This window comes from Streptomyces sp. NPDC020379 (genome assembly GCF_044387105.1).
Lineage (GTDB): Bacteria > Actinomycetota > Actinomycetes > Streptomycetales > Streptomycetaceae > Streptomyces.
This window is the reverse complement of the sequence record NZ_JBIRVR010000025.1, coordinates 45,408-64,248: the sequence shown is the minus strand read 5'-3', so window position 1 is coordinate 64,248 and position 18,841 is coordinate 45,408. Positions and strand designations below refer to the sequence as shown.

The 18,841-nt window shown below is 72.0% G+C and carries 12 protein-coding genes and 1 pseudogene; 11 read left to right on the top strand and 2 right to left on the bottom strand.

The genetic code is table 11. The annotated features are described in order from the left end of the window. Positions 1-31 precede the first annotated feature (31 nt). Positions 32-2,197, bottom strand: a complete 2,166-nt coding sequence (locus ACH427_RS27175; protein WP_398873481.1) for a RecQ family ATP-dependent DNA helicase — start codon at positions 2,195-2,197, stop codon at positions 32-34. A 183-nt stretch (positions 2,198-2,380) separates the two neighbouring features. On the opposite strand from ACH427_RS27175, the gene ACH427_RS27170 reads away from it, so the two are divergent. The 7 genes and pseudogenes from ACH427_RS27170 to ACH427_RS27140 form a co-directional block, all read left to right on the top strand. Continuing rightward, positions 2,381-3,769 (top strand): DUF4192 domain-containing protein, encoded by a 1,389-nt coding sequence (locus ACH427_RS27170; protein ID WP_398873479.1) that lies wholly within the window; start codon positions 2,381-2,383, stop codon positions 3,767-3,769. A 98-nt stretch (positions 3,770-3,867) separates the two neighbouring features. Beyond that, entirely contained in the window at positions 3,868-5,934 is a 2,067-nt protein-coding gene (locus tag ACH427_RS27165) for a glycogen debranching N-terminal domain-containing protein (protein ID WP_398873477.1), read from the top strand. 89 nt (positions 5,935-6,023) lie between these two features. After that, positions 6,024-6,785, top strand: coding sequence for an NUDIX domain-containing protein (locus ACH427_RS27160; RefSeq protein ID WP_398873475.1), 762 nt, complete (start codon positions 6,024-6,026; stop codon positions 6,783-6,785). 201 nt (positions 6,786-6,986) lie between these two features. After that, entirely contained in the window at positions 6,987-8,810 is a 1,824-nt protein-coding gene (locus ACH427_RS27155) for an ATP-binding cassette domain-containing protein (RefSeq protein WP_398873473.1), read from the top strand. A 162-nt stretch (positions 8,811-8,972) separates the two neighbouring features. Next, positions 8,973-9,911: a FadR/GntR family transcriptional regulator gene (locus tag ACH427_RS27150; RefSeq protein ID WP_398873471.1), complete on the top strand. Its 939-nt coding sequence runs from the start codon at positions 8,973-8,975 to the stop codon at positions 9,909-9,911. Positions 9,912-10,340: 429 nt separating this feature from the next. Continuing rightward, positions 10,341-11,888 (top strand): RNA polymerase sigma factor, encoded by a 1,548-nt coding sequence (locus ACH427_RS27145; RefSeq protein ID WP_398873469.1) that lies wholly within the window; start codon positions 10,341-10,343, stop codon positions 11,886-11,888. Between the two features lie 185 nt (positions 11,889-12,073). After that, positions 12,074-12,877: pseudogene (locus ACH427_RS27140) on the top strand (S1 family peptidase); the annotation flags it as partial. 327 nt (positions 12,878-13,204) lie between these two features. Here the strand turns inward: ACH427_RS27140 and ACH427_RS27135 are convergent. Next, a complete protein-coding gene (locus ACH427_RS27135) occupies positions 13,205-13,435 on the bottom strand; it encodes a hypothetical protein (RefSeq protein ID WP_030260793.1) in 231 nt (76 codons plus the stop codon). A 434-nt stretch (positions 13,436-13,869) separates the two neighbouring features. On the opposite strand from ACH427_RS27135, the gene ACH427_RS27130 reads away from it, so the two are divergent. The 4 genes from ACH427_RS27130 (at position 13,870) to ACH427_RS27115 (ending at position 18,820) form a co-directional block, all read left to right on the top strand. Beyond that, positions 13,870-15,990, top strand: a complete 2,121-nt coding sequence (locus ACH427_RS27130) for a type IIA DNA topoisomerase subunit B (RefSeq protein WP_398873467.1) — start codon at positions 13,870-13,872, stop codon at positions 15,988-15,990. 283 nt (positions 15,991-16,273) lie between these two features. Further along, positions 16,274-16,762, top strand: coding sequence for a DUF1453 domain-containing protein (locus tag ACH427_RS27125; RefSeq protein ID WP_398873466.1), 489 nt, complete (start codon positions 16,274-16,276; stop codon positions 16,760-16,762). Positions 16,763-16,796: 34 nt separating this feature from the next. After that, complete coding sequence (locus tag ACH427_RS27120) at positions 16,797-17,954, top strand: sensor histidine kinase (RefSeq protein ID WP_398873557.1); 1,158 nt, start codon at positions 16,797-16,799, stop codon at positions 17,952-17,954. Beyond that, positions 17,951-18,820: a response regulator gene (locus tag ACH427_RS27115; protein ID WP_398873464.1), complete on the top strand. Its 870-nt coding sequence runs from the start codon at positions 17,951-17,953 to the stop codon at positions 18,818-18,820. The genes ACH427_RS27120 and ACH427_RS27115 overlap by 4 nt, the downstream gene beginning before the upstream one ends. Positions 18,821-18,841 lie beyond the last annotated feature (21 nt).

Here is an 18,841-nt window from a genome sequence, read left to right as displayed (position 1 = left end):
TCCCTGCCCAGCCGCCCTGCCCGTCACGCGCTTATCCCTGCACCGCCAGAACCAGCGGGAGTACGTCCTTCGCCCCTGCCCGGCGCAACAGCCGCGCTGCCACGGCCAGCGTCCAGCCCGTGTCCGCCAGATCGTCGACGAGCAGCACGGGGCCGCCCGCCGAGGCCAGGGCTGTCGCGAGAGCGGGCGGCACGGTCAACGCGCCGTCCAGGGCGCGCAGTCGCTGGGCGCTGTTGGTGCGCGGCAGGTGGGTGTCCGCTTCCGTGTCCCGGTACTCGACCGTGCCCAGCAACGGCATCCGGCCGATCCTCGCGATGTGCTCGCCGAGCGACTGGATCAGCTTGGGCCGGGTGCGGGAGGCGAGCGTGACGACACCCACCGGCCGGGCGGTCGCATCGCGGGCGCCGCCGGCCCAACCGCCCGGCCCCCGGGCCCAGTCGGCCAGCACGGTCACCACGGCGTCCGCCACGTCGTCCGGAACAGGACCGTCCGGCGTGTTCGGAGCGAGGAGCGGCCGCAGCCGGTTGCCCCAGCCGATGTCGGAGAGCCGGCCGAGGGCCCGGCCGGAGGCGGCCTGTTCCCCTGCGGGGATACGGCCTTTGAGGTCCACACCGACTGCCGGCATTCCCGTCGGCCACATCCGCCGGGGCTCGAGCTCGACGCCGGGCCGTCCCAGTTCGCCGCGCGAGGCGTCCAGCGCGGTCGCGGAGACCTCGGCGGTGAAACGGGGCCCCGCGCAGTTGTCGCAGCGACCGCAGGCGGTGGCGCCCTCGTCGTCGAGCTGCCGCCGCAGGAACTCCATCCTGCAGCCCGTGGTGGTGGCGTACTCCCGCATGGCCTGCTGCTCCGCTTCGCGCTGCCGGGCGACCCAGGCGTAGCGCTCGGCGTCATAGGCCCACGGTCGGCCGGTCGCCGTCCAGCCACCGCGCACCCGGTGCACCGCGCCGTCCACGTCGAGCACCTTGAGCATGGTCTCCAGACGGGAGCGCCGCAGCTCCACCTGCGGCTCCAGGGCAGGCAGCGATACCGGCCGGTCGGACGTGGCCAGCACGTCGAGGGTGCGGCGCACCTGCTCCTCGGAGGGGAAGGCGAGGGACGCGAAATATTTCCAGATGGCCTCGTCCTCGCGGCCCGGCAGCAGCAGCACTTCCGCGTGCTCCACTCCGCGGCCTGCGCGGCCCACCTGCTGGTAGTAGGCAATGGGGGACGACGGTGATCCCAGGTGGACGACGAATCCGAGGTCCGGCTTGTCGAAGCCCATGCCGAGGGCGGAGGTGGCGATCAGCGCCTTGACGCGGTTGGCCAGCAGGTCTTCTTCCGCCTGCTGGCGGTCGGCGTTCTCGGTCTTGCCGGTGTACGAGGCGACGACGTGGCCGCGGTGCCGCAGGAAGGCGGTCACTTCCTCGGCGGCGGCGACGGTGAGGGTGTAGATGATGCCGGAGCCCGGGAGCTCGTCGAGGTGGTCGGCGAGCCAGGCCAGCCGGTGGGCGGCGTCAGGCAGTTGAAGGACGCTGAGGCTCAGGCTCTCCCGGTCCAGCGGCCCGCGCAGGACGAGCGCCTCCTCCGAGGTCTCGCCCGTACCCAGTTGCTCGGCGACGTCGGCGGTGACACGCGCGTTGGCGGTGGCGGTCGTGGCGAGCACCGGCACGTCGGGCGGCAGGTCGGCCAGCATGGTGCGCAGGCGGCGGTAGTCGGGGCGGAAGTCGTGGCCCCAGTCGGAGATGCAGTGGGCCTCGTCGACGACCAGCAGGCCCGTGGCGGCCGCGAGCTTGGGCAGCACATTGTCCCGGAAGTCGGGATTGTTCAGGCGTTCCGGTGATACGAGCAGCACGTCCACGGTGCCTGCCGCGACCTCGGCCTGGATGGTGTCCCATTCCTCGGTATTGGCGGAGTTGATCGTGCGCGCGTGGATACCGGCCCGCGCGGCAGCCTCCACCTGGTTGCGCATCAGGGCGAGGAGCGGCGAGACGATCACCGTGGGGCCGCTGCCGCGCTCGCGCAGCAGCGCGGTCGCGACGAAATACACGGCCGACTTGCCCCAGCCGGTCCGCTGGACGACCAGCGCGCGGCGATGGTGGGCGACCAGTGCTTCGATCGCGCGCCACTGATCCTCGCGCAGTCTCGCGGCGCCCGTGGTGTCTCCGACGAGACGGGCCAGGACGGTGTCGGCCGAGGTGCGGAGGTCTTCGTTGGTCATGCCCCCATGCAACACGAGGGCACTGACATCGCGCGACCGCGACCATGAACCTGTGGAAAACGCGGGCGCCGCCGGGAACCGCGGCCCGACGGGAGGGGCACTGTCCACAAGATTCGTACGACAATATGCGGCGGTTATCCACAGGGCTGGTGGGCCGCTACGCAGTCGCGGGACTCTCGGGCCATGACCAAGCACAGTGACTCAGCTCACCCGTTCTCCTCGTCCGCCGACGCGTCCGGCCCCACGGGCCCGCACACGGAGCAGGAGGTCACCCTTCGCAGCCCCGCCGAACTGGCCGACGCCCTGCCGTACTTGCTGGGCTTCGTGCCCGACGACAGCGTCGTCATGGTCGCGCTCCACGGTCCGCGCGGCCGCTTCGGAGGCCGGCTCAGGCTCGGCATTCCCCACACCAGCGAGGAATGGCCCGAGATCTGCGACCAGCTCGCGGAGACCCTCGTCACCGGAAGCAACAAGCGCGGAGCCCGTCCCGACGGCGTCGTTCTCTTCCTCTGCCAGGACCCGGCCTCGGGCGAGACGGCGCGGGAGGTGATGGAGCGACTGCGCCCGCTGGCCCGGTCACTGCATGACGCGTGCGGCCGGTTCGCCATGCCCGTGCACGAGGCGCTGTGCATCTCCGACGGCCGCTTCTGGTCGTACTGCTGCCCCGATCCGCGCTGCTGCCCCGACGAGGGAACACCCCTCGCGACCCCCGGCACCTCGGTCATGGCGGCGGCCGCCACCTACGCCGGCATGGAGATGCGCGGTTCCCTCAGCCAGATGGAAGCGCGGTACGCAGCCCTCACCGGAGCCCGCGCCGAGGAGCAGACGGAGGCGCTGGACGCGGCGGCGATGGCCCTGGTGCCCCGGATCCTCCGCGGTGCCGACTGCGAGACCGTGCGCCGGGAGTCGCTGGATCTGATCCGGGCGGTCATGGGCAGGTTCCATGAGGCCGCCGCGCTCGGCGGCCGAGCGGAAGCCGACGCCCGCGACGACACCCTCCTCACCGCTCAGGAAGCAGCGGCGATCATCATCGGGTTGCAGGACCGTGTCACGCGGGACCGAGCCGCGGAGTGGATGGAGGGCCCCGACCTTCCGGCCGCGCTGCGGCTCTGGCGCGCCCTCGCCCGCCGCTGCGTGCCTCCGTACGCCGAGCACGCCACCGCCCCCGTCACCCTCGCGGGCTGGGTCGCCTGGTCGGCCGGCGACAAGCTCGAAGCCCGGGTCGCCCTGGGGCGGGCCCTCCGCCTCGATCCGGAATACCTCTTCGCCCAACTCCTCCACCGAGCCTGCAACGAGGGCCTCGACCCCGAACCCCTGCGCCGTTGCCTGCGCGCGGAGCAGGCCGATCGCGCGCTGCGCCAGGCCGTCCAGGACGAGGAGAGCAGGGGAAGTACGGCCGAGGCCAAGACGGACGCCCCGCCCGCCCCCGGGTCGACGCGCCGCCGGAGCAGGACGATGAAGCCGACAGCCAACACCCGGCCGGGCGGACCGACCAGTCCCGCCGGAAGGGCGCGCACCCGGCGGGCAGGGGGACAGCAGGGCGCCCGCAGCGGCCAGGACCGCCCCCAGTGACCCCCGCGACAAAGGAGGTGCGTGGCCCGCACCGTGACTTCGGCGGGCCTGGCGCCGTTCATCCGGGTGGCCGCAAACGCTGTCCGTCGATCCGGTCCATGACGCCCGCAGGGGAGTGCAGACAAGTGCAAGGCATCGTCCCCCATGGTCAGCCGACCCGCCGCCCCGCACCGCCCCCACGCACCGGTGTACTCCGTGCCCACGGCCCGCAGCCCGTCCACTCGGCGCTCATCTGCGTAGCGCTGCCTGCCCTCGCCATCTCCGGCGAGCACGGGCAGATGACCGGCCAGGGCCTCGACGGCTTCTACCGTGGCGGCAGGCGGCTCCTCGCCCGATGCCTCGTACGGGTAGGGGGCTCCGAGCCATTGCCTGTGCAGGGGCGGCTGCTCGCCGCCGACCGTGCCCGCTTCGTGGGCACCGTGCGGACCGCCGCTGACTCCGGGCCCGATCCGGCCGTCACCGTCGAACGGCTGCGCATGGCGGAGGGCGTCGAGCGCATCGTCCTGCGCAGCACCGCCGTCCGCCCCCTGAGCCTCCGGGTGGAGGTGTCGCTGGGCACCGACCTGGCCGAACTGGGCGCGGCAGCGGCGGGCCTGACCGGAGCCGAAGTCCCCGCCGCCGTGCACGGCTCCGGGCTGCGGTGGTCGGTGCCCGGCTCCCAGTCGGCGGTCATGGCCGACCCTCCGCCGGACGACACCCTGGCCTCCGCGGGACTGCTGTGCTGGGACGTCGACGTGGCCCCGGGGGGCAGCCGGAGCATCGAGCTGCGGGTGCTCGCGGAGCAGCACGGCGCAATGCGTTCGCCCGAGGCATCGGCATCCTGGGGCAGAACGGGCGCGGCCTGCTGGGGCGACGCGCAGGCGGACGGTGATGATCCACGGGCTGGGATCCTGCTCGCCGCCGCCCTGGACGATCTCCGCGCCCTGCTGGTACGCGACCCCGCGTACCCAGGGGACGCCCACCTCGCCGCGGGAGTCCCCTGGCGCTGCGGCCTCGCTCCCGCCGAGGGCCTGTGGGCGGCCCGTATGACGCTGCCGCTCGGCGTCCGGCTGGCTGCGGGCACGCTGCGCGCCTTGGCGCGCACCCAGCTCCCGGGCCCCGGCCCGGACGGCGGCCGTATCCCTGGGGCGCTGCGCCACGCGGGAGCGCACCTGCCCCCTGGCTGCACGGGCATCGAGGCCACCCTGCTGTTCCCCGTCGTACTCGCCGAGGCCAGGAGGTGGGGACTGCCGGACAGGGAGACGGAAGCGCTGCTGCCCGCCGCCGAGCGGTGCCTGGGGTGGCTGCGCACGGCAGTGGGCGACGACGGGTACCTCGCTGATCCCCTGCCCCGGGGCCCGTACCGCTGCGAAGTGCAGGCCCACGCGCACAGGGCCGCGCTCCTGGGCGCGGAGCTGCTGGAGGCCTACGGCAGGCCCGGAGCCGAGAGCTGGCGGAGCTGGGCGGCCGGACTGCGCCGGCGGTTCCGTGAGGACTTCTGGGTGGAGGACCGGGGTGGTGGCCGCCCGGCCGCCGCCCTCACCCCCCAGGGGCGGCGGATACCGCACTTGGGGAGTGCCGCCGCTCATCTCCTCGACACGGGCCTCCTCGGAGCCGGGGTGCACGCCCCGGGGCTCCTCGACAAGGTGCAGACCGAGCAACTGGCCCGGCTGCTCGGCGGGCCCGCACTCGACTCGGGCTGGGGTTTGCGCAGCCTGGGGGCGAAGGAGCCCGGACACAATCCGTTCGGGCACCGCAGCGGCGCCGTGCGCGTGCACGAGACCGCGGTCGCGGTCTCGGGACTGGCGGCGGCGGGCTATGAGAGGGAAGCAGGTGCACTGCTGCGTGGCGTGGTCGACGCGGCTGACGCCTTCGGTCACCGTCTGCCGGAGATGTATGCGGGGGAGCAGCGCACCAGTGGCAGCATGCCGCTGCCGCATCCGGCGGCCTGCCGGCCGGCCGCCGTCGCGGCTGCTGGCGCGGTGCAGCTGCTGACCGCGCTCGCCGGTGTCCGTCCCGACGTTCCTGCCGGATCCGTGGCGGTCCGGCCGCTCCAGACCGCGCCGCTCGGTGCCTTGCGGTTCACCGGGTTGCGTATCGCCGAGCAGCCGTTCGCCGTACGGATCAGCAGGATGGGGCTCGGCATGGTCGAGGAAGCGCCTGACGGCCTGCAGCTCGGAGTGTGAGGGTGACGCGCGTGAGGGTGTCCGAGGGGGCGCGTCCGGTCCGTCCGCAAGACCCTGTTTATCGTCAAGCAGACGACTATGATCGCGGCATGCCCTACGACCCGTCGGCCTTTCCGCCCTTCGCTGTCACCGTCGACCTGGTCGTGCTCACGGTGCGTCGCCACGCCCTGTGCGCCCTGGCCGTCCGCCGTGGCGAGCCCCCGTACCAGGGCCGTTGGGCACTGCCTGGCGGTTTCGTCCGGGGTGATGAAGACCTGGCGACCGCCGCCGCCCGGGAGCTGGCCGAGGAGACGGGGCTGCATGCCCACGACCCGGCCGGGCCCGCACTCGCCAACGCCGCCCATCTCGAACAGCTCGCCACCTACGGCGACCCCAAGCGCGACCCTCGCATGAGGGTGGTCAGCGTGGCACACCTCGCGCTGGCCCCCGACCTGCCCGCTCCGCGGGCAGGCGGTGACGCGCACAGCGTGCGCTGGGCGCCCGTGGAGGATCTGCTCGACCAAGAGGTGGCTCACGGCCGCGACGGCGAGCAGGCGGCCCCGCTGGCCTTCGATCACGCCCGTATCCTCGCGGACGGCGTCGAGCGCGCCCGCTCCAAGATCGAATATTCCTCGCTGGCCACTGCCTTCTGCCCGCAGGAATTCACCGTCGGCGAGCTGCGCCGGGTGTACGAGGCGGTGTGGGGCGTCGCCCTGGACCCGCGCAACTTCCATCGCAAGGTGACGGGCACCCCGGGCTTCCTCGTGCCCACAGGGGGGACGACGACCCGTCAGGGAGGGCGGCCGGCGCAGCTCTTCCGGGCCGGCGGGGCCACGGTGCTCAACCCGCCGATGCTGCGGCCGGAGGCGTAGGGGCGGCTCGCTCCCGCGGCGGGACACGGGTGACCGGCAGTCGGCATTGCGGACTAATTCGGGCATATCGGGTTACGGTGCTGCCGTACGCCCCAGCGACTTCGCGCGCTGTGCGATCCCCCGGATCCGTTCGGTCCCGGGCCGCTCCGGTCCGGTCGCCGGCCGCGCCGCCGAGCCGTCTCACGCCCTGCGGGAGAAGCCATGATCCAGGCCATCGGACTGACGAGCACTCCCCGCCGCGACCAGCCTCCCGCCGTCGACGACATCACCTTCGAGGCACGCCCCGGGCGGGTGACCGTGCTCCTCGGGGCGGAAGGCGCGGGCAAGACCAGCACTCTGCGGCTCATGCTGCGGCTCGACCCCGGCCGCGGCGTCGCCCTCTTCCGCGGCCGCACCCTCGACCGCGTCGCTCACCCCATGCGGGAGATCGGGGTGCTCCTCGGTGACGTCCCCGGCCATCCCGCCCGCACCGCACGGAGCCACCTGCGCATGCTCAGCGCGGCGGCCGGCGTGCCCGTACGCCGTGCCGACGAGGTGCTGGAGGTGGTGGGGCTCACCGGCCTCGCCGATCAGCGCCTCGACGCCTTCTCCCGTGGCATGGACCGCCGCCTGGGCCTCGCCGCCGCACTGCTCGGCGATCCGCACACCCTGGTCCTCGACGAGCCCGCGTACGAGCTTTCCCCCCGCGAGACCGCATGGCTCCATGGGGTGCTGCGCGGCTTCGCCGAGCAGGGCGGTGCCGTCCTCGTCACCTCCCGCGACGCCTCCGAGGCCGCTCGCATCGCACACCAGGTCGTCACCATCGACCGGGGGCGCCTCGTCGCCGACCAAGAGGCGGCCGCCTTCGCCCGTACGCGGCTCCGCCCCCGCGTCGTGGTGCGTTCGCCGCTCGCACCCCGCCTCGCCCATCTCCTGGAGGCCGAGGCCGACGCCGTGGAGATGCCCCCGGGAGAGCCGCCCATGGAGGTCGTGCACGAGGGCGGCGGCAGGCTGTCGGTCTACGGCGGCAGTTGCGCGGTCGTCGGGGAGACCGCCTACCGGCACGGCATCCTCGTCCACCGCCTGACCGAAGAGACCGGTGACACCGGGCCCGTGACCCCCTTGCCGCGTGCCGACGGCCGTCGGGGCGGCCCCGGTCCCGAGGCGGCTCCGCCCGATGCCGCGTCCGGTGAAGAGCCGGGGGAGCGCGGAACCGGGGCAGCGTCCGGCCCGATGGTCCGGCCCGTCATCGTGCCCCGCCCGCTGCCGCGCCTCCCGGCCCCCGACCCCGTCTGGCCGCTGCGGTACGAACTGCGCCGCGCGACAGGGGCTCCGACCGGCTGGATCGTGACGGCCGCCACCCTCGGCGTCTCCCTTCTGGCCGCCGTGCTGCTCGCCCGCACCGGAGCCCCGGAGCCACGCCTGTTCACCGGCTGGCCGAGCCTGCTGCCCCTGCCCCCGGCGGCGTTCGGCGCCGGGCTCATCGGAGCGCTCTCATTCGGCCAGGAGTTCCGCTACCCCGCGCTGGCGCCGGACCAGGGCACCGTCCCCCGCCGTCTCGGACTGCTCGGGGCCAAGCTCGCGGTCACCGGTGCGGCCGCCGTGCTCCTCGCGCTCGTCGCGGTGCTCCTCGACGCGGTCGTGGTGCGGCTGCTCTACGGCGACGAGGCGGTCGTCGCCCCCGCGGGCTGGGCCGTCGGGCTCGCCGGCTGCGCCTGCCTGGCCCTCGGCTGCGCGTGGGCCGGCCTCCTCGCCGGCGGGCTGTTCCGCTCCACCGCTCTGGGGCTGGTCGCGGTGCTGGCGGTGCCGACCCTCGTGATGCCGCTCCTCGGCAGTGTGCTGGCCGAGCCCGCGGCCCGGTCCCTCATCGGACTTCCCGAGCGGCTGCGCGCGGCCGCGGTCGTCCAGTGGCCGTCCGAGATGGACACCGGAATCTCGGCGGCCTTGCGGTTGGTGTCCCAGCCCGTCGGCTGGGCGCTCGCGTTGTCGCTCGCGGGGTTGCTCGGCGCGTACGTCCTCACCGTGTTCCGAGGGGGCCCGAGGTGACGGCGCGCGCCGGGGTGCTCATGCCGCCGCGCTCACGCTCCGGAATCCAGACTGGCGCCAGGCGCCGATGTCGTCACGCTCCGCATTCACGCCACCCCAGAGAGTGCCCGGTTATGTCCATTTGGTCGTCAATTGTGAGGTAATGGGCGATCACCCTTTCGTGTGCTTTTCACCAAAGACCTCAAGGGACTTCGAGGTGTCGCCGACAAAGGAGGCGTGAGTACCCTTGCGCACACCATGATGACCGCGGCTCGCCCCGCCGACACCGGCCTCGCAGGCCCGGGCGAGCTTGACCGTTACCCCTACGCGGAGACCCCAGGGGTCGACCGCGGGGCCTCGCCTGCCTGGGACGGCGAGGCGGAGCTGAGCCGGGCAGGCCGCCGCGCGGCCGGCAGTCGCGGCCGAGGGCTGCACGGCCAGCTCGTCCAGCAGCTCGGCCAGATGATCGTCTCCGGCGATCTGGGAGCTGACCGTCCGCTCGTCCCCGAGGAGATCGGCCAGCGGTTCGAGGTCTCCCGCACCGTCGTCCGCGAGTCCCTGCGCGTCCTCGAGGCCAAGGGCCTGGTCAGCGCACGTCCCAACGTCGGCACCCGGGTCCGCCCCGTCAGCGACTGGAACCTGCTCGACCCCGACATCATCGAGTGGCGGGCCTTCGGCCCCCAGCGCGAGGATCAGCGCCGCGAGCTCAGCGAGCTCCGCTGGACCATCGAGCCGCTCGCGGCCCGGCTCGCCGCCGGACACGGGCGCGAGGACGTCCAGCAGCGCCTCGCCGACATGGCCGAGATCATGGGGCACGCGCTGGCGCAGGGTGACTCGCTCACCTTCTCGCGCGCCGACTCCGAGTTCCACTCGCTGCTGCTCCAGGTCGCGGGGAACCGCATGCTGGAGCACCTCGCCGGCATCGTCTCCTCCGCCCTGCACGTCTCGGGCGCGCCCTCGGCCGGCTGTGACCGCCCCACGGAAGCAGGCGTGGGCCATCACCTCCGGATCGTCGACGCCGTGGGCGCGGGGGACGCCGCCGGGGCGGAAGCTGCGATGCGTCAACTGCTCGTCGCCCACCCGGACGTCGAGCGCGTGGTGCCGGCCCCTCGCGAGCACTGACCGCGCGAAAGAGCGGAACGGCGCCGGCGGGTCGCACGGACGGGCCGCATGCGCGAGACCGTGTCCACGGCTCGCGCGTACGGCCGCGCGTCCGGGTTGCCCGCGCGAGCCGTTGTGGACGAACGGCACATGGCGCCCCCGGAACTCGGGCGGGGGCGCATCGGGGTGTTCTGTCTGCTGAAGTGGCTTTATATCCCTTATGGGGTGTGACTCGGGCCACGAGGATTGGGCGTAACGCTCTTTGAGGCAGTGCGATGACTAAAGAGGTGGCAGCCGCGGAAGGAATACGGGCCTCGTTCGAGGCGCTGAGTCCCTCTGCATTCACCACCCGCGCCGCCGGTTCATCCTTGCCGGCGGTCGTCGGAACCGGGTCCTCGTCCAGAGGGGGCCGGGACCGAAAGCCGTTTCCATCGTTCCGAGAGGTTGTTCGTGTCGGCCAGCACATCCCGTACGCTCCCGCCGGAGATCGCCGAATCCGAGTCTCTGATGGCGCTCATCGAGCAGGGAAAGGCCGAGGGGCAGATCGCCGGCGACGACGTGCGTCGGGCCTTCGAGGCTGACCAGATTCCGCCAACCCAGTGGAAGAATGTTCTGCGCAGCCTCAACCAGGTCCTCGACGAGGAGGGTGTGACGCTGATGGTCAGTGCCGCCGAGGCGCCCAAGCGCACCCGCAAGAGCGTCGCAGCGAAGAGCCCGGCGAAGCGCACCGCCACCAAGGCCGTGGCGTCCAAGACGGTCACGGCACGCCAGACCGCGTCCGCGACGTCCGCCCCGGACGCGTACGGCGACGATGACGATGCCGTGGGCTCGCCCGTGAAGAAGGCCGCCACCAAGAAGGCGGCGGCAAAGAAGACGGTGGCCAAGAAGGCCGCCGTGAAGAAGACGGCGGCCAAGAAGACCGCCTCCAAGAAGGATGCCGACGAGCTGCTCGAGGATGAGCTCGTCGACGAGACCCCCACCCCGGGCAAGGGTGGTGAGGAAGAGGACGAGACCGGCGAGAACAAGGGCTTCGTCCTGTCCGACGAGGACGAGGACGACGCGCCCGCGCAGCAGGTCGCGGTGGCCGGTGCCACCGCCGACCCGGTCAAGGACTATCTCAAGCAGATCGGCAAGGTCCCCCTCCTCAACGCCGAGCAGGAGGTCGAGCTCGCCAAGCGCATCGAGGCGGGCCTGTTCGCCGAGGACAAGCTTGCGAACTCCGACAAGCTCGCGCCCAAGCTCAAGCGTGAGCTGGAGATCATCGCCGAGGACGGGCGCCGCGCCAAGAACCACCTGCTGGAGGCCAACCTCCGACTCGTGGTCTCCCTGGCCAAGCGCTACACCGGCCGCGGCATGCTCTTCCTGGACCTCATCCAGGAGGGCAACCTCGGTCTGATCCGTGCCGTCGAGAAGTTCGACTACACCAAGGGCTACAAGTTCTCGACGTACGCGACCTGGTGGATCCGCCAGGCCATCACGCGCGCGATGGCCGACCAGGCCCGCACCATCCGTATCCCGGTGCACATGGTCGAGGTCATCAACAAGCTCGCGCGTGTCCAGCGCCAGATGCTCCAGGACCTGGGCCGCGAGCCCACCCCGGAGGAGCTGGCCAAGGAGCTCGACATGACCCCCGAGAAGGTCATCGAGGTCCAGAAGTACGGCCGTGAGCCGATCTCCCTCCACACCCCCCTGGGTGAGGACGGCGACAGCGAGTTCGGTGACCTCATCGAGGACTCCGAGGCGGTCGTGCCGGCCGATGCCGTCAGCTTCACCCTCCTCCAGGAGCAGCTGCACTCCGTCCTGGACACGCTCAGCGAGCGTGAGGCGGGCGTCGTCTCGATGCGCTTCGGTCTCACCGACGGTCAGCCGAAGACCCTCGACGAGATCGGCAAGGTCTACGGGGTGACGCGTGAGCGCATCCGTCAGATCGAGTCGAAGACGATGTCGAAGCTGCGTCACCCGTCCCGCTCCCAGGTCCTGCGCGACTACCTGGACTGACGGACGGACCCGTCGAATCAGCAGGTCCCGAAGGCCCGGGCCTCCCTCGTGGGGGCGCCGGGCCTTCGGGCTTTCCGCGTGGCCAAGCGCGAATTCGGAGTACGCCCGTCCGGCTTCGGGATGCGGTGATCGGCGCGCGGGTTGACCCTGGGTGTGCAAGGAACTCCGCACCGTCAGGAGACCGCATGCGTTCCCTGAGCTATCCGCTGGCCGGCGCCGTCGCGCTGCTGCTCGCGGTCCCCGCTCCGGCAGCGGCGGACCGGGGGGTCATCGGTGGACAGTCCGTGCGAGCCTCGGACGCGCCCTGGGCCGTGGCTCTGGCGAGCCGCCAGCGGTTCGGGGTCGCCCGGTCGGGACAGTTCTGCGGCGGCGTCGTGGTGGGCCCCAGGACGGTCGTCACGGCGGCGCACTGCCTGAGCCACGAAGTGCTCGGCATGGACGTGAGCGAGGCGAAGGACCTCCGGATCATCAGCGGCCGGGACGATCTGCGCGGAGTGTCCGGCTTCGAGCTGGAGCTCCGCGACACCTGGGTCAATCCGGGGTACGACGCCGGTACCAACGCGGGCGATGTCGCCGTGCTCACCCTGAAGGAGCCGGTGCCCGGGGGGCGCGTCCTCCCGATGGCGCAGTCGGGTGACTCGGTGTACCGGACGGGTACGCCGGCCATGGTCTACGGGTGGGGCGACGTGTACGGCGACGGCACCTACTCGGAGACGCTCCGTACCGCCAAGCTGCTCGTGCTGGACGACGCCCTGTGCGAGCGGGCGTACCCGGGGAGCGCGGAGGGTGTCTACCGCCGGGGTTCGATGCTGTGCGGCGGGCTGCCGGACGGCGGCAAGGACGCCTGCCAGGGCGACAGCGGCGGGCCGCTGGTCGCGCGGGGGAGGCTGATCGGGCTGGTGTCCTGGGGCAGCGGTTGCGCCCAGAAGGGTCATCCAGGGGTCTACACGCGGATCTCGGCGGTCAAGTCGCTGGTGGCGGCACGTGTGGCCGAAGGGGCGAAGCAAGCCGCTCCAGCCGCGGCTCAGGCGGCCGAGCCGCCCCTCCGCACCGCGGCCCCGGAGCAAACCGGGACTCCGGTACTGCCTCCGACCGTCCAGCAACTCGTGTCGCGGGCTGTCCCGAGGGGCGTGCGCCATCACCTCAGGGCGCGGCCGGGAAGGCGGCGGTGAGGCCGTGGAGAGGTCCGGTGGGGCGCGTGCGGACACGAGAGCGGGCGACCTCCCCCGTGGGGGTGGCCGCCCGCCGCTGCCCGGCCCTGGATGGCCGGACCTCGCTCGTCGTCGGATGCGATGTGTCAGCGTTCCATTGCGGACTCAACGGTCCTCGTCGGACGCGGACGCCGGAGAGGCGGTGAGCCGCTCCGTCTCGTCCTGTATCTCCGCGGCGATCTTCTTGAGTTCTGGCTCGAACTTACGCCCGTGGTGGGCGCAGAAGAGCAGTTCGCCGCCGCTCATGAGAACGACGCGCAGGTAAGCCTGAGCGCCGCACCGGTCGCAGCGGTCAGCGGCCGTCAGCGGGCTCGCGGGGGTCAGAACAGTAGTCACGTCGCCTCTTCTCTAGCTCGACGAGCTGTCGTACCAGGGTCAACATCCAACCAGGCCGAAAACGTTCCCGCTCGCGGCTTTTCCTCGAAAGTTCCTTCCGAGTGGGCCAGATCTTGACGGTTGGCGGCGAATGAGCCGTATTGCGTGGGCTTACGGTTTCACGTCGCTGGGGGTCTTTGGTCCTGCCCGGCCGGCTTGCCGGGTTGTTCTTGAGGACGTGCCCGGAGCCTAAATGGTTCATGCCTCCAAGGGAACGTGATGTGCACGTCACTCCATCGAGTCATCGAACGTGTGATCGACTCTGGACTAGCATGGGCATTCCTACGGGTGGCTGCGCAAAGGCTCTACCAGGCCTCGGTACCCTCTGAACGGCGACCGAGCCATGACCGCGCCCGACCGGGGCCGAAAAAGAAATTCAGCGAGGAGCGAACCGCGTGACCGCCGATATGTCCGTGCCGTCCACTGCGTTGCTGACCGGGGCAGACCGGGACGGATCCAACTACACCGCGCGGCACCTGCTCGTCCTCGAGGGGCTCGAGGCCGTTCGCAAGCGTCCCGGTATGTATATCGGCTCCACCGACAGTCGTGGCCTGATGCACTGCCTCTGGGAGATCATCGACAATTCCGTCGACGAGGCTCTGGGCGGATTCTGCGACCGGATCGACGTGGTCCTCCACGACGACGGCTCGGTGGAGGTCCGGGACAACGGCCGTGGCATCCCCGTGGACGTCGAGCCCAAGACCGGGCTGTCCGGTGTCGAGGTCGTGATGACCAAGCTGCACGCGGGCGGCAAGTTCGGCGGCGGCTCGTACGCCGCCTCCGGTGGTCTGCACGGCGTGGGCGCCTCCGTCGTCAACGCGCTCTCCGCCCGGCTGGACGTGGAGGTGGACCGGAACAGCCGGACCCACGCGATCAGCTTCCGGCGCGGCGTGCCCGGCATCTTCACCGAGTCCGGCCCGGACGCGCCCTTCGACCCGGCCAACGGCCTCCTGAAGGGCAAGAAGGTCCCCAAGGCCCGCACCGGCACCCGTATCCGCTACTGGGCGGACCGCCAGATCTTCCTCAAGGACGCGAAGCTCTCCCTGGAGACGCTGTACGGCCGCGCTCGGCAGACCGCCTTCCTGGTGCCGGGGCTGACCATCGTCGTCCGTGACGAGCGGGGCCTCGACGGCGCGGACAGCACCGAGGAGACGTTCCGCTACGAGGGCGGCATCAGTGAGTTCTGCGAGTATCTCGCGCAGGACAAGGCCGTGTGCGACGTGCTGCGGCTGAGCGGCCAGGGCACCTTCAAGGAGACCGTGCCGGTCCTCGACGACCGCGGGCACATGACCCCGACCGAGGTCACCCGCGAGCTCGGCGTGGACATCGCGCTCCGCTGGGGCACGGGTTACGACGCGACGGTGAAGTCCTTCGTCAACATCATCGCCACCCCCAAGGGCGGCACGCATGTGGCCGGATTCGAGCGGTCGATCACCAAGACGGTCAACGAGGTGCTCCGTTCGTCGAAGCTCCTGCGGGTCGCCGAGGACGACGTCGTCAAGGACGACGCGATGGAGGGCCTCACGGCCGTCGTGACGGTCCGCCTGGCGGAACCGCAGTTCGAGGGGCAGACCAAGGAGGTCCTGGGCACCTCGGCCGCCTCCCGGATCGTGGCGAACGTCGTGGCCAAGGAGCTCAAGGCGTTCCTGGCCTCCACCAAGCGCGACGCCAAGCAGCAGGCGCGGGCCGTGCTGGAGAAGATCGTCGCCGCGGCCCGTACGCGCATCGCCGCCCGGCAGCACAAGGAGGCCCAGCGGCGGAAGACGGCCCTGGAGTCCTCCTCGCTGCCGGCCAAGCTCGCCGACTGCCGCAGCGACGACGTCGAGCGCAGCGAGCTGTTCATCGTCGAGGGTGACTCGGCGCTCGGCACGGCGAAGCTGGCCCGGAACTCCGAGTTCCAGGCACTGCTGCCGATCCGCGGCAAGATCCTCAATGTCCAGAAGTCGTCGGTCTCCGACATGCTCAAGAACGCCGAGTGCGGCGCGATCATCCAGGTGATAGGAGCGGGGTCCGGCCGGACCTTCGACATCGACGCGGCACGCTACGGCAAGGTGATCTTCCTCGCCGACGCCGATGTGGACGGCGCGCACATCCGCTGCCTGCTGCTGACCCTCTTCCAGCGCTACATGCGGCCCATGGTGGAGGAGGGAAGGGTCTTCTCGGCGGTGCCGCCGCTGCACCGGGTGGAGCTGACGCAGCCTAAGAAGGGACAGGACAAGTACATCTACACCTACTCCGACAGCGAGCTGCGGCAGACGCTTATGGAGCTGGAGCGGAAGAACGTCCGCTACAAGGAGGGCATCCAGCGCTACAAGGGTCTCGGTGAGATGGACGCCGACCAGCTCGCGGAGACCACGATGGACCCGCGCCATCGCACGCTGCGGCGCATCAACATCAGCGACCTGGAAGCGGCGGAGCGCGCTTTCGATCTCCTGATGGGCAACGAGGTCGCCCCCCGCAAGGAGTTCATCACCAACTCCGCCGCCACGCTGGACCGCTCGCGCATCGACGCCTGACGCACCGCCGCCTGTCAGCACACCTTCCTCCGACAGGCGCCGTGGCGGCGCCCGCGCGTCCGCCGGGATCCACGCGCTAGTGGTCCGGTGGCCGCTGCGGCGCCGGAGGCGCGTGTGCCGGCACGGAGCCTCCACCCCCGGGTGGAGAGCGAGCTCCACCCGGGCCTCCACCCAGGCTCCACCCGAAGCCCACCCGTGAGCCGATCCCGGCTGCGAGCCGGATCCGTAGCGTCGGATGCGTTGAATCGTTCGCGCTCGTCCACGCTCCGCGGAGGGTTGTCCCATGTCCGGCTTTTTCGATGTCGCAGTGATCGTCGGGGTCTGCGCGATCGTGCTCGTCCGGCAGGCGAGGCCGCGCAGGGTGGCGACCGATGCCCGGCGCTGGTGGCTCCTTCCCGCGGTGCTCGTCGCCCTGGCCGTCCGGCAGCCGGGGCTGATCGACGCCGGGCACCGCGCCGCGTCCGTGGGTCTGCTGGCCGGCGGTGTGCTGGCGGGGCTCGCCACCGGCGCCGCGTGGGCCTGGACCACCCGAATATGGTCCGACGAGTCCGGGGCCCTCTGGGCCCGGGGCGGCAAGGCCACGGCCGCGATATGGCTCGGCGGGGTGGCCCTGCGCGTCGCGCTCTACGGTCTGGGGGCGCTGGCCGGGGTCCACCAGGGCGGCGCCGCGACGATGATGACCGTCGCGGCCGTGCTCCTGGCCCGCTCCGGGGTGCTGGCCCACCGGGCCCAGGGCTTCCGCCCGGCGTACGGTGTCCCTGCCGGTGGCTGAGGCCCGAGTCGCGGCGGAGGGACATCACGTGCCGATGGAGAACTGGACCGAGTGGCCGGCCCGTGAGGCGCTTTCGCGGATGGGAGTGCCACTGCGGCGCCAGGTCATGAGCTGGGTGGTACGGCTTGGCCTGCTCGGCCTGGTCCTGTGGGGGGTGCTGAGCGATCACCTGCTGCACGGGTGGGGATTCGTCGCCCTGGCCGTCGGCCTGATCGTCTGCGTCGCCGGGGTCCGGGTCTACTACGGCACGACACTCGCCCAGCGGCTGTGGCCGTCTCTGGGGGTGCTGGCGGTGCTGTACGCGGTCGGTACGGGATCCCAGGCGGCGGGGGTGCACACGCCGGCCGCGGTGCTCTGGTGCCTGTGCGCGCTCGTCGCGATGGAGCGGCTACCGATGCTCTACGGAGTGGGCGTCTCCGTGGTCGCCATGGGGTCGTACGCCCTGGCGAGCGCGGACCGCCCGACGGTGGCCGCGCTGACGGCGCTGGGGCTGCCCGTCCTGGGGTACGCGCTTCGGCTGGACGAGGAGGCGCGGGGGGCCGGGTTCCGGTTGCTGGCGCAGGAGCGGGCGGCCCGCCGGGCGGAGGCCGAGTCGGCGGCCCTCGCCGAACGGGCCCGGATCGCCCGGGAGATCCACGATGTGCTCGCCCACAGCCTCTCCGCGCAGATGGTGCACCTGGAGGCGGCGCGGCTGCTCATCGAGAGGGGGGAGGACCGGCAGCGGATCCTGGAGCGGGTGGTGGCGGCCCGGGGTATGGCGCGCGAGGGGCTGGCCGAGACCCGGCAGGCGCTCTCCGCGCTGCGCGGCGAGATGTCCCGGGTCGAGGATTTCCTCAGGGACGCGTCCGCGTCCGAAGGAGCGCGCTTCGAAGTGGCGGGGGAGCCCAGGGGCCTGCCGGCGGAGGCCGGGCTGACGGTGCGCAGGGTCGCCCAGGAGGCCCTGACCAATGTCCGCAAGCACGCGCCCGGTGCGGATGTGCAGATGAGATTCACCTATCTGGAGGGCGAGGTGGAGCTGTGGGTCCGTGACGGGGGCGGGCATGTGGATTCCGGTGACCTCGCGGCGTCCGGTGCCGGGTACGGTCTGCTGGGGATGCGCGAGCGCGCCGAGCTGCTCGGCGGCACGCTGGAGGCCGGACCGGCCGGACCTGGGCAGGAGGGCTTTGTGGTGCGTTTGCGGGTGCCGGCATGACGGACGGCACGATCGGTGGCGATGGAGCGGGCGGCGCGGGAGGAGCGAGCGGTCCTCAGGCCGCGCCGGGTGCGGGCGGGGAAGGGAGTGCGGGGGCTCCGGGCTCGGCCGGGGTGGGCGGCGCCGAAGTCCGTGATGTGGCGCGGGTCGTGGTGGCCGACGATCAGACCGTGGTGCGCGAGGGGATCGTGATGCTGCTCGGGCTGCTGCCGGGGATCGAGGTCGTGGGGGCGGCGGCCGATGGCCATGAGGCGGTGCGGATGGTGGCCGAACTCGCCCCCGACGTGGTGCTGATGGACCTGAGGATGCCGCGGTGCGACGGTGTGGAGGCAACGCGGCGGATTCGCGACGAGCACCCTTCGACCCAGGTCGTGATCCTCACCACCTACGGCGACGACGACTCGCTCTTTCCCGCGCTCAGGGCCGGAGCGCGCGGGTATCTCACTAAGGATGCCGGCGGGGAGGAGATCGTGCGGGCGGTGCGGCATGTGATGTCGGGGGAGGCGGGGCTCTCGCCCAATGTCCAGCGGCGGTTGCTGGAGCGGCTCTCCGTGTCCGGGGAGGGAGGCTCACCGGACCGTACGGCCGGCGCGGGGCCGCCGCCCCTCGGCGGATCCGCCCAGGGTGTGCCGCCGCGCCGGGAGTTGCCGGACGGGCTGACGGCGCGTGAGGCGGAGGTGCTGTCCCTGGTCGCCGAGGGGCTGTCCAACGCCGAGATCGCCCGCCGGTTGCATGTCAGCACGGCGACGGTGAAGACGCACATCAACAACCTCTTCGCCAAGACGGGGGTGCGGGACCGCGCGCAGGCCGTGCGGTATGCCTTCCGCTACGGGATCGTGGTGCCGCCCGATCCGCACCGGAGCTGATGGATGGTCAAGTGAGGTGTG

Excerpts from the sequence above, each read along its gene's own strand:
- ACH427_RS27175 (WP_398873481.1), bottom strand. The coding sequence starts at position 2,197 with ATGACCAACGAAGACCTCCGCACCTCGGCCGACACCGTCCTGGCCCGT.
- ACH427_RS27170 (WP_398873479.1), top strand. The coding sequence starts at position 2,381 with ATGACCAAGCACAGTGACTCAGCTCACCCGTTCTCCTCGTCCGCCGAC.
- ACH427_RS27165 (WP_398873477.1), top strand. The coding sequence starts at position 3,868 with ATGACGCCCGCAGGGGAGTGCAGACAAGTGCAAGGCATCGTCCCCCAT.
- ACH427_RS27160 (WP_398873475.1), top strand. The coding sequence starts at position 6,024 with ATGCCCTACGACCCGTCGGCCTTTCCGCCCTTCGCTGTCACCGTCGAC.
- ACH427_RS27155 (WP_398873473.1), top strand. The coding sequence starts at position 6,987 with ATGATCCAGGCCATCGGACTGACGAGCACTCCCCGCCGCGACCAGCCT.
- ACH427_RS27125 (WP_398873466.1), top strand. The coding sequence starts at position 16,274 with ATGTCCGGCTTTTTCGATGTCGCAGTGATCGTCGGGGTCTGCGCGATC.
- ACH427_RS27120 (WP_398873557.1), top strand. The coding sequence starts at position 16,797 with ATGGAGAACTGGACCGAGTGGCCGGCCCGTGAGGCGCTTTCGCGGATG.
- ACH427_RS27115 (WP_398873464.1), top strand. The coding sequence starts at position 17,951 with ATGACGGACGGCACGATCGGTGGCGATGGAGCGGGCGGCGCGGGAGGA.